This window comes from Actinotignum timonense (genome assembly GCF_900155575.1).
GTDB classification, from domain to species: Bacteria; Actinomycetota; Actinomycetes; order Actinomycetales; family Actinomycetaceae; genus Actinotignum; species Actinotignum timonense.
Genome location: NZ_LT706966.1, coordinates 399047 through 412182 on the forward strand (window position 1 = coordinate 399047; position 13136 = coordinate 412182).

General features: G+C 58.0%; 13 protein-coding genes. All 13 read right to left on the bottom strand.

What is annotated here, in order from left to right:
* Positions 1-24: 24 nt before the first annotated feature.
* Positions 25-762, bottom strand: coding sequence for an FMN-binding negative transcriptional regulator (locus CZ322_RS01695; RefSeq protein WP_087069955.1), 738 nt, complete (start codon positions 760-762; stop codon positions 25-27).
* A gap of 23 nt (positions 763-785) precedes the next feature.
* Positions 786-1874 (bottom strand): FtsX-like permease family protein, encoded by a 1089-nt coding sequence (locus tag CZ322_RS01700; RefSeq protein ID WP_087069956.1) that lies wholly within the window; start codon positions 1872-1874, stop codon positions 786-788.
* Entirely contained in the window at positions 1871-2518 is a 648-nt protein-coding gene (locus CZ322_RS01705) for an ABC transporter ATP-binding protein (RefSeq protein ID WP_016441826.1), read from the bottom strand. Before CZ322_RS01705 ends, CZ322_RS01700 begins: the two co-directional genes overlap by 4 nt.
* Positions 2518-3762 (bottom strand): peptidoglycan-binding domain-containing protein, encoded by a 1245-nt coding sequence (locus CZ322_RS01710; RefSeq protein ID WP_087069957.1) that lies wholly within the window; start codon positions 3760-3762, stop codon positions 2518-2520. The genes CZ322_RS01705 and CZ322_RS01710 overlap by 1 nt, the downstream gene beginning before the upstream one ends.
* A 58-nt stretch (positions 3763-3820) precedes the next feature.
* On the bottom strand, positions 3821-4507 hold the full coding sequence (locus tag CZ322_RS01715; protein ID WP_234984411.1) for a hypothetical protein: 687 nt from the start codon (positions 4505-4507) through the stop codon (positions 3821-3823).
* Positions 4508-4556: 49 nt separating this feature from the next.
* Positions 4557-5282, bottom strand: coding sequence for a hypothetical protein (locus tag CZ322_RS01720; protein ID WP_087069959.1), 726 nt, complete (start codon positions 5280-5282; stop codon positions 4557-4559).
* 23 nt (positions 5283-5305) lie between these two features.
* Complete coding sequence (locus CZ322_RS01725; protein ID WP_087069960.1) at positions 5306-6031, bottom strand: hypothetical protein; 726 nt, start codon at positions 6029-6031, stop codon at positions 5306-5308.
* A 9-nt stretch (positions 6032-6040) separates the two neighbouring features.
* The gene (locus tag CZ322_RS01730) at positions 6041-6766 is read right to left on the bottom strand and encodes a hypothetical protein (RefSeq protein WP_087069961.1); all 726 of its coding nucleotides are present in this window, start codon (positions 6764-6766) and stop codon (positions 6041-6043) included.
* A gap of 10 nt (positions 6767-6776) precedes the next feature.
* Positions 6777-7523, bottom strand: a complete 747-nt coding sequence (locus CZ322_RS01735; RefSeq protein ID WP_234984412.1) for a hypothetical protein — start codon at positions 7521-7523, stop codon at positions 6777-6779.
* A gap of 26 nt (positions 7524-7549) precedes the next feature.
* Positions 7550-8257 (bottom strand): hypothetical protein, encoded by a 708-nt coding sequence (locus CZ322_RS01740; RefSeq protein WP_087069962.1) that lies wholly within the window; start codon positions 8255-8257, stop codon positions 7550-7552.
* Positions 8258-8934: 677 nt separating this feature from the next.
* On the bottom strand, positions 8935-11562 hold the full coding sequence (gene clpB / locus CZ322_RS01750; protein ID WP_087069964.1) for an ATP-dependent chaperone ClpB: 2628 nt from the start codon (positions 11560-11562) through the stop codon (positions 8935-8937).
* A 139-nt stretch (positions 11563-11701) separates the two neighbouring features.
* A complete protein-coding gene (locus CZ322_RS01755) occupies positions 11702-12502 on the bottom strand; it encodes a Fic family protein (protein ID WP_143231806.1) in 801 nt (266 codons plus the stop codon).
* Entirely contained in the window at positions 12486-13022 is a 537-nt protein-coding gene (locus CZ322_RS01760; RefSeq protein ID WP_087069966.1) for a hypothetical protein, read from the bottom strand. The genes CZ322_RS01755 and CZ322_RS01760 overlap by 17 nt, the downstream gene beginning before the upstream one ends.
* Between the last annotated feature and the right edge of the window lie 114 nt (positions 13023-13136).

The window sequence follows — 13136 nt, forward strand, 5'->3', positions numbered from 1 at the left end:
ACGTTTGCCGCGAGCGATGGCATATTAAGTTTCGGTGCGTTTCCCTTCGGTTTCCGTGCCGGCGCGGGCGGCCCAGGGCCCGTGTTTCGCCCGTTCCACGGCTTTTTCGCGCGCCGCAGCGGTGGGGATGGCCAGGTTTTCCATTAGCTCGGCTATCTGCGTGGCAGCATTTTTTTCACGACGACGCCGCAAGCTGGCTGCGGTGGCGGCAATCTCCTCCGTTGATAAGTTCTGGGACAGCTTGGCCTTGCCAATAATCTCCGTGACTTTAATATCCACGCCCACGATGGCGCGCAGCATGCGGCGCAGCTGGTCAGGCCGCGCGTGGGTATCGGGGCGCCAGGTGCCACCGTGGTGGGCAATTTCGTGGGCGTCTACTAATTCTCGCAGGGTGGGGATGAGCCAGGCGGGATCCTCGTGGATAGTGAGCTCGCCGCGCAGGTGCACGGTGAGGTAATTCCAGGTGGGAACCCGGGCCAGCGGCGCATCTGCCGGGCCGGGTGGCATATCGGAGGGTGATATATAGGTATTTGGCCCGGTAACCACCATAAGGCAGGGCCCGCTATCGCTCGCCTGGGGATTAATACGTGCCATATGGCTGTGGAGGTGGAGAGTGCCGGCGTCGTCGTACTTAATATTAAAAGGAAGGAGGGTGGCGTCCAGGCCGCGCGGGCCGGCCGTTATTAATTCTCCCACCCCGATTTGGGCAGCTAGTTCCACCGCGCGTTCCGGTTCCAACGCAAAACGACTCGCCACGTACATGACAGCCAGTGTAATGCGCGCGGCTACGGCGTGCGCATGACCTCCACCGGGTCACGGTAGGCCGCAAAAATCGCCGGGGGAATGCAGGCGAGCAGCGCCACGAGCACCGCGAGCACCCCCACCGCCACCGAGAAATCGAGGGCGACCGGATTACCGCTCAGCCGGCAATAACCCCAGGCCGCGGCGATGCCCAGCGCGGTGCCGCCCACCGCCGGGTAGGCAATGCGCGCGATCACCAAGGCCACCAGCCCGCCGCGGGTAATGCCGAGGGTACGGCGCCGGCCCAGGTCGCGGCGGCGGATAAGCACGTCGGCCAGGACCACCGCGGCGATAAAGAGCGCCCCCACCCCGAGAATGAGAATGAGGAGGGCGCGACCCATGCCCGCGACCTGCCCGGTCACGGCCACGCCCTGTTTCGCCTGGCTGACGGAGCTGCGGATAATGAGCTTGGCGGGATCGAAATCCCCAATGGCGGCGAGCGCAACATCGGTCACCGCAGCAATATTTTCGGCGTCGTTGGCCAGCGCGGTCACCCGCACGTAGGCACCCGAGCCACCCCCGGCCAGGAGGTAATTATCGAGGTCCTCGAATCCGCCGCTGGGGGTGAAGGAGCCGACCACGGCCCACTGCCGCCCACCGCGCGATTCCACGTACCCACTGGGGAAGGCCAGGCGCAGCTGCGGCAGCATGGCTTCGGGCACGATAGCTTCTCCCGGACCGGGATAACGCCCGGCTGTTAATGTAATTATTTTGGAGATGTCGCCACCGGTTTCCACCAGGGCGAACAGCTGGGAGGCCGGGCCGAGCGATCCATTGACCACGTCCACCGTGCTCCGGTATCCCACTACCCCGGCCACCCCGGAGGTGCCGTGCAGGGTTTCCAAGAATGCTTCGGGGAGCAGCCCGGCGTTTTTTTGATCTATGAGGGTGAGCTGGCGGGCTTGCGGGCCGGTGAGCTGGCGGTGCAGCTCGGCTTCGGTGGCGGCCTGACGGCCCACCGTCACGAGCGACGCCGCGCACATCACCCCGAGCACCAGGGCCACCAAGATGGTGGTGACCAGGGCCCCGAGCGCATTTTTCGCGCCTTCGCGTAGCAAAACAGCGAATTTCATAGTCGCACCACCTCATCTGCCGCATTGACCACCGTGGGATCGTGGGTGGCAATAATGACACTGCATCCGGATTCCGCGGCTTCGCGCAGGGCGCCGAGCACAAGGTTGGCATTATCCGGGTCGAGGTTTCCGGTTGGTTCGTCGGCCAGGATAAAGGTGGGGGAATTGACGAGGGCGCGGCAGACCGCCACGCGCTGGGCCTGCCCGCCGGAGATTTGCCCGGGCCGGTGGTCGGCGCGGTGCTCCAGGCCCAGGCCGGCCAGGAGTTCACGGGCACGGGTGCGGGTGGCTGCCAGCGAATGTCCCGCGTAAAGCCCGGGTTCCATCACGGAATCGAGGACGGGCCGGGTGGGGTCAAGTTCGGAATCTTGGAAAACGAAGCCGATCCGGCGGGCACGCAGGCGCGAGCGCTCCCGGTCGGTGAGCTCGCTGGCGGCGGCGCCGTCAATAAGGACCTGCCCGGAGCTGGGCGTGAGCGTGAGCCCGAGGAGGTAGAGCAGGGTGGATTTGCCGCGCCCCGAGGCCCCGGTCACCGCGGTAATGGCGGCGGGGGCGAAAACGTGGGTGAGGCCGTCGAAGAGTTCTTCGGCGCCTTTCCGGTAACGGAAGCGCAGCTCACGGGTGGCGATGCCGGGCGCGTCCATTACTTCGTGCTTTCCGGGCTCGGGGTGGCTTCGGTTTCTGCATCTGCGCTGGAGTCGGTTTCCGCGCCTTCGCTCGTGTCCGTGCCTTCGCTAGTTCCCGTGCCTGAATCTGCGCCGGGGCCGGTTTCTGCGCCTTCGCGGGAGCCGGTATCAGCGCCGGATCCGCCGGGCGCACCCGGGGCGCCGGCCTTCTTCGCGTCGGCCAGCGCATACACGCTTTCTCCGGCCCGCACGCCCTCGACTACCGCCAGGCCGCCGGCCACGGTCTGAACTGTGACGGTGCGAGGCGCGGCCTCCCCCGCGACCCTCACGCTCACGGTCCCATCCGGCATGGTGGATAGCGCGGAGATCGGCACGGTAGGCCCGGTCACCGCGGGCACAATCTCAATATCGGTAAGAAGATAGGCTTTTTGGCTCGCCGGCAATTCCCCGCACCGAGTGCCGCACAGCAAACCGCCGTCTTCCGCGGTAACAGGGACCTTGACCTGGCCCCCTTCTGTTTCCTCCGGCTCACCGGTAATACCGATGAGGGGCTGTTCGCCCAGCTTCACGCGGATCCCCATTCCCGGCTGAATCATAGCCTGCTGTTCGCGCGTGATTTCCATATAAAAACTGGGCGTTCCGGACACCGAGTTAATAATATTTTCACTTCCGTTCAGGGTCGCTCCGGGCCAAGCAATACTGCGGTCCAGGGTGAGCGCAGCTGGTAGTTGCGGCACTGCCACAAGTTCTCCCAGGCCGACGACGCCGCTCTGTTCCTGCCCGCGCGCTTTTTGCCACGCTTTCGTTGCCGCGGTGGTGGCGGGGCCAAATTTCCCATCTGCCACGGTGCGTGAGTAGCCGAGGGCGGCAAGGAGCCGCTGGTATTGGGAGACATCCTCACCTTCGGTTCCTTCGGCGAGGGGCCGCCAGAAGGGGGTGGAACCTTCTGCCGCGATTACCTCGGTATTTCCGACGGTGTAGAGGGTGTCGCCGGCGTGGAATTCTCCGTCTGCGGCAACGGAGGTGATGGTGCCGTTGAGCTGGTTCACGGCAACCGGTTGTGCCGCGCGTTCTACCGTGGTGGAGAGTGTGAGGGTGCGGCCAATATTTTGCTCGGTTACGGTGACGGTCATTGTCTCCGCTCCCGTTTGGGTGATCCGCTCCGGGGGTTTCAGGGTGGTGCGGCCCGCCCAGAATGCCAGTGCCGCCACGAGGAGGAGTGTTATCACACCTGCGAGGATCTGAGTTATTTTCTTGTTCATGGCAGCACGCCTTTCGTGGTAGCCACGCGGTTACACGTGAATGGTAAATATCATGGGGTTATTTTATGCCATAGAATTCTGTGGCGGGAGGAGTCTCCGGGCAGACTTTCCAGACCTCTACCGGGATTCGGAATCCAAGAGAACCGCCGTTATCCGGCCACCAGCGGTGCTCCGGATCGGTATGGAACTTAGCAACATAGGTTTCCCGAGCGGGACGTTTGGAGATATCAACCTTATAACCATGCGCTTCCAAGCAGGGAATATAGTATTCATCCCAGTAGTCCCACTGCACCCGCAGCTGATCCTCCGATAAATCAGTGATAAACTCCGGATCGGTAAAATACATCGATATGCACTCATAAGTGGCCAAGTTGTACGCCTTTTCTTGTGATTCCGGTATGGCACCATCAGAACCGATGCCCCCTTTGGGATTAGCATGAGACGCAAACCCCTTGCTGGTTAGGCACTCGGCTCTTTTAATATCCGATTCCTCTGATGGTGTCCGCCATTCAACCAAAGGAACATCGGGCGCGTCTTCAATCTCCCAGTAGTCCGCGTGCCGTTTCAACCACTTCTCGCGAAAAGCAAGCTTCTGTTCCTCGGTGGTGTAGCGCGGCGAGATTTTAATCTTCGCTTTCCAGGTATTCGGATCCCATTCGGATGCTTGAGCAACAGCGGTTTCGCTTGCGGTTTCGTTAACACTCTCGGAATCGGAACTCCCGCTCGCGCAACCATCCACCGCCACGAGTAGGAGACTCAGGGCACATACAATTCTGTTTCTCATTTCTTAGACCTCATTCCAATCCGTAAAACTGGGAAGCAGGAGGAGTATTCGGGCAGGTTTTCCATACCTCAAGAGGAATCTGGAATAAGAGCGATCCGTCGTTACTGGGGAACCATCGATGTTCCGCATCGGTGTGGAATGTCGCGACGTATGTCTCCCGGGCAGGCCGCTCAGAAGTATCGACGGTGAACCCGTGAGCCGCCAAGCAGGGAATATAGTACTCGTCCCAGTAATCCCATATCACTCGCAATTGATCTTCCGACCAGTCGGTAAGAAATTCTGGATTGAGGAAATACATCGCATAGCATTCGTAACTAGCCAAGTTATATGCCGCCTCTTGCGATTCTGGAATACTCCCATTGGAAGCGACCCCACCTTTGGGATTGACATGGGATCCAAAACCCTTGCCGGTCAAACACTCAGCCATTTTGATATTCGACTGTTCCAATGATTCTTGCCACTCCACGAGCGGAACATCCGGCGGATCCTCAATTTCCAAAAACTCCGCATCACGTTTCAGCCACTGCGCGCGGAATGCGAGTTTCTCTTCCTCCGTGTGATAGCGCGGCGAGATTTTAATCTTCGCTTTCCAGGTATTCGGATCCCATTCGGATGCTGAAGCCGCGGCGGTGCCGTGACTGGTTGCACCGGCACTTCCAGGATCGGAACCACCCGCGGCGCAACCGCCCACCACTATGAGTAACGAACTAAAAACCGGTAGAACTCTATGCTTCATGCAACACCCCTATCGCCAGCAGATCAGTCAATCCCATAAAACTCTGTAATTGGCGGCGCTTCCGGGCACACCTTCATAACTTCCGGCGTGATTCGGAAAGAAAGCTCACCCTTATTATCCGGCCACCACCGATGCTCAGCATCAGAGTAAAACGTCGTCGTGTAAGCTTCCCGCCCCGGACGCTCGGAAGTATCAACTGTGAAGCCATGTGCCGCAAGGCAGGGGATATAGTATTCATCCCAGTAATCCCACTGCACCCGCAACTGATCCTCTGTCAAATTCGCAAGAAACTCTGGGTTAAGGAAGTACATCGATTTACATTCATAGGCTGCCATACCTAAAGCCTCCTGCTGCGATTCAGGGATCGGAGGATCAAACAGAATTCCCCCCTGCGGGGGAACCTCAGCGGAGAACCCTTTACTCCGCAAACACTCCGCATTCTTTTCATTGTCCGCGCGCGGAGAATCCATCCACTCAACTAAAGCAATATCAGGTGGGTTCATAACTCCGATCGTCTCGGCATTACGCTCCAGCCAGCGTTTCCGGAAAGCTAACTTCTCTTCCTCACTTGTAAACTTAGGAGAAATCTCTATATCAGTTTTCCAAGAATCCGGATCCCATTCAGATGCAGCGGACGCTGCCAATTCACTGTCAGCATTGCCAGCAGTTCCGGAATCAGAACCGCCAGCAGCACAGCCAGTCAGCACTGTAAGGACAAACCAGAGAGTAGATCCAATCTTATGTTTCATGGCCGTACCTCATTCCACGCCATAAAACTGGGAAGCTGGAGGAATCTCCGGACAAACCTTTAACACCTCTGGAGGGATTTCGAATTCAAGAGATCCTCCATTGTTTGGCCACCACCGATGCTCAGCATCACTGTAAAACGTCGTGGCATAGGTTTCCCGAACCGGGCGCTTGGAAGTATCTACTTTGAATCCATGCGCGGCCAAACAAGGAATGTAATACTCATCCCAGTAATCCCATATCACCCTCAATTGATCTTCTGACCAATTGGTGAGAAATTCCGGATTCGGAAAATACTTCGCATAACACTCGTACCAGGCAAGGTCGTACGCCTCTTCTTGCGATTCTGGAATACCCGGGTCAAAAGCGACTCCGCCCTGAGGTGGCACATAGGCACTAAAACCCTTTTCTCTGTAACATTCGGCGTGCTTGGTATCCATCAATTCCACAGAGTTTTGCCATTCAACAAGAGCGACATCCGGAGGAGCTTCAATCCCAGAATATTCTGCATTACGTTTCAGCCACTGCGCGCGGAATGCTAGTTTCTCTTCCTCCGTGTGATAGCGCGGCGAAATCTTGATTTTCGCTTTCCAGGTATTCGGATCCCATTCGGACGGTGAAGCTACAGCTGTTTCACTTCCAGTTTCGCCGGCGCTTCCCGAGTCAGAATTACCGCTTGCACAACCACCCACCGCAATAAATAAGGAACTTAAGGTACATAGAATCCTGTTTCTCATCTCTCACGCCTCATTCCAAGCCGTAAAGCTCTGATTCTGGAGGGATATTAGGGCACTTTTTCCATACCTCAGAAGGAATTTGAAGTAGTAATGATCCTCCGTTATCAGGCCACCAGCGGTGTTCCGGATCGGTGTTGAAGCCGGCAACATAGGTTTCCCGCGCGGGACGCTCGGAAGTATCAACAGTAAGGCCGTGAGCCGCCAAGCAAGGAATATAATACTCGTCCCAGTAATCCCACTGCACCCGCAACTGATCCTCCGTCAAATTCTCAAGGAATTCCGGATTAGGGAAATACATCGCTTGACACTCATACAGGGATAAATCAAATGCTTGCCGCTGCGCTGCTGGCACTGCCGGGTCATAAGTGATGCCGCCCTGGGGAGCAGCGTGCGCCCCAAAACCCTTACCCCTCAAACATTCTGCAGTTTTATTATCGAAGAGCTCCAGAGATTTTTGCCATTCAACAAGAGACACACTAGGAGGGGCTTTCAATTCCATAAATTCTGCATTGCGTTGTAACCACCGGTCTCGAAAAGCTAACTTCTCCTCCTCCGTAGTGAATTTAGGAGAAATCTCTATATCAGATGTCCAAGAATCCGGATTCCATCCTGCCGAGAGAGCGTCAGTAGAATGCGAACTCGCGGTCTTAGTGGAATTATCAGCAACCGCACATCCCGCAAGAAGCAGCACAAGAATGCAGCCGAAATACCCAAGGCAGCATTGTCTACGCTCTACCCGTCCCACGAAATTCTCCACGACGACACCTCATTATCCACAGCGGATCAATCGATCCCATAAAACTCTGTCGTCGGCGGCGTTTCCGGACATACCTTCATAACTTCCGGCGTGATTCGGAAAGAAAGCTCACCCTTATTATCCGGCCACCACCGATGCTCAGCATCAGAGTAAAACGTCGTCGCGTAAGCTTCCCGCCCCGGACGCTCGGAAGTATCAACTGTGAAGCCATGCGCCGCCAGGCAGGGGATATAGTATTCATCCCAATAATCCCACTGCACCCGCAACTGATCCTCTGTCAAATTCGCAAGAAACTCTGGGTCAAGGAAGTACATCGAATGGCACTCATAGAGAGCCATACCGAAAGCCTCCTGCTGCGATTCAGGGATCGGAGGGTCATACATGATTCCCCCTTGCGGAGCAACCTCAGCGGAAAACCCTTTACTCCGCAAACATTCCGCCTGCTTTTCATCGGCCGCATGCGGAGAATCCATCCACTCAACTAAAGCAATATCAGGTGGATCCACCACACCCATCGTCCGAGTATTACGCTCCAGCCAGCGTTTCCGGAAAGCTAGCTTATCTTCCTCACTTGTAAACTTAGGAGAAATCTCTATATCAGACTTCCAAGACTTCGGATCCCATTCGGAGGAAGCCGATGTTTGAGCATTTTCGGCTCCTCCGGAGCCTTCACCTGTGCAGCCGCTAATCGGGATCACCACAGCAACCACTAAACAAAGAAAAAATCTCTTCATTGAGCTTCCCCCCCCCCCGCTAAATCGAGTGGGTGGCGAGGGGACCTCCCCCGCCACCCACTACAGGATTCAGAACCATCTACCAGTCAATCGGGGTACAGGTAGCATGGGTAGGCGCACGAAGTAGTTCTTCCGCCGAGGCCCTCCAGTTCCCATCGAAATAACGCGAAACGACGCTGGCCCTCAATCTATCGCTCCGAGAATAAAGCGTCTCCCCACGCACCGCAATCGTCATCAATTCATACGTCTGCTGTTGCGCATATACGCCAACATGAGCCTGGTTGAAGTTGCATTTCTTGTAGCCACCCACCTGGATAGCACTGGCTGATGGCATAAACGCCACGATTGATAGCAGTGTTGCCGCGAATGCAGCACCTACTTTTCGGATAGTCTTCATGATCTGCCTCCTGTTCATCGTTGAACGGTTGGGACTTGTGACCCCTGACGACGCTCGGATGAGCACCGTTAAGGCTACGCTAAAGGACGCGTTAATGATCTGTCAATACCTTGACACCACTTAATTTCGGCAACCACATCGAGTGCACCGGCATCGCATTTAACGGCATACCTGTCGCAATATCTCGCTCAGGGCGTCACCGCTATCGCGCTTCACAGAAAAGAACGTCCGGGGTGTGCCGCGTCGGCACACCCCGGACGTAGATAGGGCAATTTAGTTATTAGGATTCAGTGCTGAGCCGCAGGGCATAGCTACGGCCCGAAGTCCCACCACTAGCCGTGGCATTTTCCTGGGTATCCACCCGGATGGTATCCCCGTCATGAGCGTCACCTGCGAGGATCATGCGGGCCAGCTGGTCGCCGATTTCCCGCTGGATAAGCCGGCGTAGCGGGCGAGCCCCGTAGGCCGGATCGTATCCGTCCATCGTCAGGTAATCGCGCGCCGCCGGGCTCACATCCAGATGCATCCGCCGCTCACCCAGCCGCTGCTCCAACTGCGTGATTTGCAGATCCACGATCTTGCCAATTTCCTCCATGCTCAGCGGATGGAAAACAATGACGTCATCCAAGCGGTTCAGGAACTCCGGCTTGAAGTGCGCCCGCACCGCAGCCATGACCGTGTCATATTGGGCCGCCGCATCCATAGTGGGATCAGCCAAAGCCTGAGAACCCAAATTCGAGGTCAAGATAAGGAGGGTATTGCGGAAGTCCACGGTACGGCCCTGGCCGTCCGTGAGGCGCCCGTCGTCCAAAACCTGGAGCAGAATATCGAACACATCCGGGTGGGCCTTTTCCACTTCGTCAAGCAGAATCACCGAGTAAGGCCGCCGCCGCACCGCTTCGGTGAGCTGGCCACCTTCCTCATAACCCACGTATCCCGGAGGTGCCCCGACCAGCCGCGAAACCGAGTGCTTTTCGGCGTACTCCGACATATCGATACGCACCATGGCGCGCTCGTCGTCGAACATAAAGTCCGCCAGCGACTTCGCCAATTCCGTTTTCCCCACACCTGTAGGCCCGAGGAAGAGGAAGGAACCATCGGGCCGGTTCGGATCCTGCACCCCGGCACGCGAACGGCGCACCGCATCAGAAACCGCCCGCACCGCATCCTGCTGGCCAATAAGGCGATGCCCGATCTCCTCCTCCATATGGAGGAGTTTCTCCGTTTCGCCCTGCATGAGTTTACCCACCGGCACGCCCGTCCAGGCCGCCACCACTTCAGCAACTTCCTCAGAATCCACCCGCTCAGCAATCATCGGTTCATGATCGCGAGCCTGGCCATCCGCTTCAGCAGCTTCCGCCGCGGCAATCTGGTGTTCTACATCAGGAATATCACCGTTTTGGAGCCGCCCGGCATCCTCATACCGGCCCTCGCGAACCGCTAACTCAAACTCGGTGCGCAACTCATCAAGCTTGACCCGCAAATCACCCACCCGGTTGCGCCCGGCCTTCTCATTTTCCCACCGAGCCGTCAAGGCAGCTAATTCTTCTTTGCGATCCGCCAATTCCGCACGGATGGTTTCTAGGCGGTCGGCGGTAGCTGCGTCGTCGTCCTGAGTTTCAGAAAGATAGGACTCCTCCATCGTGAGGCGATCCACCTGGCGCTGCAACACGTCGATTTCCTCCGGGGAAGAATCCAATTCCATGCGCAGGCGCGAGGCCGCTTCGTCAATAAGATCAATGGCCTTATCGGGAAGCTGACGGCCGGTAATATACCGATTCGAGAGCTGCGCCGCGGCAACAAGAGCACCGTCCGTAATTGTTACTTTATGGTGTGCTTCGTATTTCGGGGCGATGCCACGCAAAATTGTGATGGTATCTTCCACCGAGGGTTCACCCACGAAAATCTGCTGGAAACGGCGCTCCAAAGCCGGGTCCTTCTCAATATTTTCGCGGTACTCATCCAGGGTGGTAGCACCAATGAGCCGCAATTCCCCGCGCGCGAGCATCGGCTTGAGCATATTTCCGGCATCCATGGCGCCTTCGGAACCGCCACCGGCCCCCACGATGGTATGGATCTCATCAATAAAGGTAACGATTTCACCCGCTGCCTCCCTGATTTCATTCAGGACAGCCTTGAAGCGTTCCTCGAATTCACCGCGGTATTTTGCACCGGCCACCATTGCGGCCACATCCAATTGAATGAGCCGCTTACCGCGCAAAGATTCCGGCACATCGCCATTGACCATGCGCTGCGCCAAACCCTCCACAACGGCGGTTTTCCCAACACCCGGTTCCCCGATGAGCACCGGATTATTCTTGGTACGCCGAGAAAGGACCTGGACCACGCGGCGAATTTCGCTATCGCGGCCGATCACCGGATCCATTTTCCCTTCCCGAGCCATCGCGGTGAGATCCTGACCGTATTTCTCCAGGGCCTGGAACGTGCCTTCCGGATCCGCGCTATCCACCTTCGAGGTGCGCACGCGCGGCAGGGTAGCCCGCAGCGCCTCATGCGAGGCGCCCGCGTTCCGGAGGATCTCCCCCGCCTGGGACTGCGAAGCTGCAATCGCCATGAGGAGATGCTCGGTAGAAATATAGGCATCGCCCAAACTGGTTGCTTCCTTGCCGGCCTCCGAAATCACCCGCGAGAGCGGGCGCGAAGCCCCGGGATTTTGCACCGAATCCCCCGCCGAGCGCGGCAGCGAAGCCAGCGCCCCGGATACTCGCTCCGCGATCTCCACCCGATTAGCCCCCACCGCTTCGAGCAGGGCAAGAGCAATCCCACCTTCCTGGGCGAGCAGTGCGCTGAGAAGATGCACCGGCTCCACCTGGGGATTGCCCGCATCCGTCGCCGTGCGAATGGCCTGCGCCAAAGCTTCCTGCGACTTCGTTGTTAGTTTATCCATGACAACTCCTTACATCGGCGGCGGCTACCTGTTCACCACTTCGCCGATCCACTCATAGCAACGCAAGCTTTCTTGAGTCTATTCCACTCACGTTAGAAGATGTGGCAGTTGCGGGCACCAAGCCACGGAAACGCGGGCGCTAGCCTAATTCTCGGGCGCCGCGATAGATCAACTCCGCAATCGGCCCGATGTCACGGCTCAAGAAAAGCTCGCGCAGCGCATCCTGATACTCCTCGAAATACGCGGCCGGAATAGCTATGGCATCGTATCCGTGGGTCATGAGATACCCGGAAGCCATGAGCCGTGCGGTGCGCTTATTTCCGTCGAAGTAATACTGCGCGAGCGTAGAGGTAGCGAAAAATTGCACCGCGCTCCGCAGTGGATCGCTATCATCCAGACGCGCCAGCGAAGCCGTGAAAATCGCGTGCAGCGCAGCCGGATCCTGGGGTGCTTGGTAGTGCGTACCCGCCACGTCCACATTCCCGTGCTCCCCGCGGACCGCGCCTTCTCCCCGAAATACGCCGGAATCAATAAGCGAGTGGTAGGTGAGGGTGCGATGGATGCGGTTCTGGGTGTCCTCATCCATCCGGAACAAACCTGCCCGCACTAGATTTGCGACCAACTCATGGGCGGAAACCATCGCCGCCACATCCTCATCGCTGCGCTTCTGGCCGGGTAGCGGGCGTTCTTCGATCAGGGTCACGATCTCGGGGAGGATCATAGTTTTACCTTCCAGCGTGGCCATAGACCACACGTGTCCCGAAGTGAGATAGGCAAAGCGCTCGACCGCTTTTTCCGGCGTGCGGGGTGCAATCGCGGGTGCGGCAGGAGCGGGCAGTAGAAAAACGGCACTATCATCGCCTACAGAGTCCGACTGCCCGGTGGCGGCGTCGTCGTACCCTCGATACTGCCGCGACCCGAGGCTATACCGCGACATCATCTTCTTTTTCCTTAATCCAGGTGAGCGCCGCCGGCACGTCACCAACCGCGTACGTATCTACAACCGCGCGCCCGACCCCCACGTAATGTTTGAAGAAATCGATCCACTGCGCTCCCGCGCTCACATCCTCGTCAATCGGGAGCACCCACAGGGGCTGCATGCCGCCCCAGGTGGCAGCCGTTTTATCCAGACGATCAATATCGGCTTGCGGAATATAAAAAATAGGTGTGCCGCTCACCGCGTGATCCAGGCTCGCCGACAGCGCAAGAGCCCCAGAAATCCAATAAGTTTTTGTGATGAGCGCGAGGTTACGCAATAAATCTTTGCCGGTTTTATCGCTGTAGAGCAGCTGCCCGCCCCGTTCTCGCAGCGGCGCGGCCGGCGCACACGCGGCCAGCAACGACGCGCGATCATGGACGCGCCCGGTTTCCTCCAGCCGAGCCAGCTCGCCCTCATCGGTGGCGGTCAGGCGCCCCTCGATTGCGCGAGAGAAAAGACGTACTGCTGCGTTCGGCTCCATACCCGCTATCCTAGCGGCCGCGTGCCGCGTCGCATATTGCGGGGCCGCGCGGAGCCGCCCCGCGGGGCGCACCCGAACCCGCCCGCCTATACTGGATGAATTGCATACCGAATG

Excerpts from the sequence above, each read along its gene's own strand:
- CZ322_RS01730 (WP_087069961.1), bottom strand. The coding sequence starts at position 6,766 with ATGAGAAACAGGATTCTATGTACCTTAAGTTCCTTATTTATTGCGGTG.
- CZ322_RS01700 (WP_087069956.1), bottom strand. The coding sequence starts at position 1,874 with ATGAAATTCGCTGTTTTGCTACGCGAAGGCGCGAAAAATGCGCTCGGG.
- CZ322_RS01755 (WP_143231806.1), bottom strand. The coding sequence starts at position 12,502 with ATGATGTCGCGGTATAGCCTCGGGTCGCGGCAGTATCGAGGGTACGAC.
- CZ322_RS01710 (WP_087069957.1), bottom strand. The coding sequence starts at position 3,762 with ATGAACAAGAAAATAACTCAGATCCTCGCAGGTGTGATAACACTCCTC.
- CZ322_RS01725 (WP_087069960.1), bottom strand. The coding sequence starts at position 6,031 with ATGAAACATAAGATTGGATCTACTCTCTGGTTTGTCCTTACAGTGCTG.
- clpB (WP_087069964.1), bottom strand. The coding sequence starts at position 11,562 with ATGGATAAACTAACAACGAAGTCGCAGGAAGCTTTGGCGCAGGCCATT.
- CZ322_RS01760 (WP_087069966.1), bottom strand. The coding sequence starts at position 13,022 with ATGGAGCCGAACGCAGCAGTACGTCTTTTCTCTCGCGCAATCGAGGGG.
- CZ322_RS01705 (WP_016441826.1), bottom strand. The coding sequence starts at position 2,518 with ATGGACGCGCCCGGCATCGCCACCCGTGAGCTGCGCTTCCGTTACCGG.
- CZ322_RS01720 (WP_087069959.1), bottom strand. The coding sequence starts at position 5,282 with ATGAAGCATAGAGTTCTACCGGTTTTTAGTTCGTTACTCATAGTGGTG.
- CZ322_RS01695 (WP_087069955.1), bottom strand. The coding sequence starts at position 762 with ATGTACGTGGCGAGTCGTTTTGCGTTGGAACCGGAACGCGCGGTGGAA.
- CZ322_RS01740 (WP_087069962.1), bottom strand. The coding sequence starts at position 8,257 with ATGAAGAGATTTTTTCTTTGTTTAGTGGTTGCTGTGGTGATCCCGATT.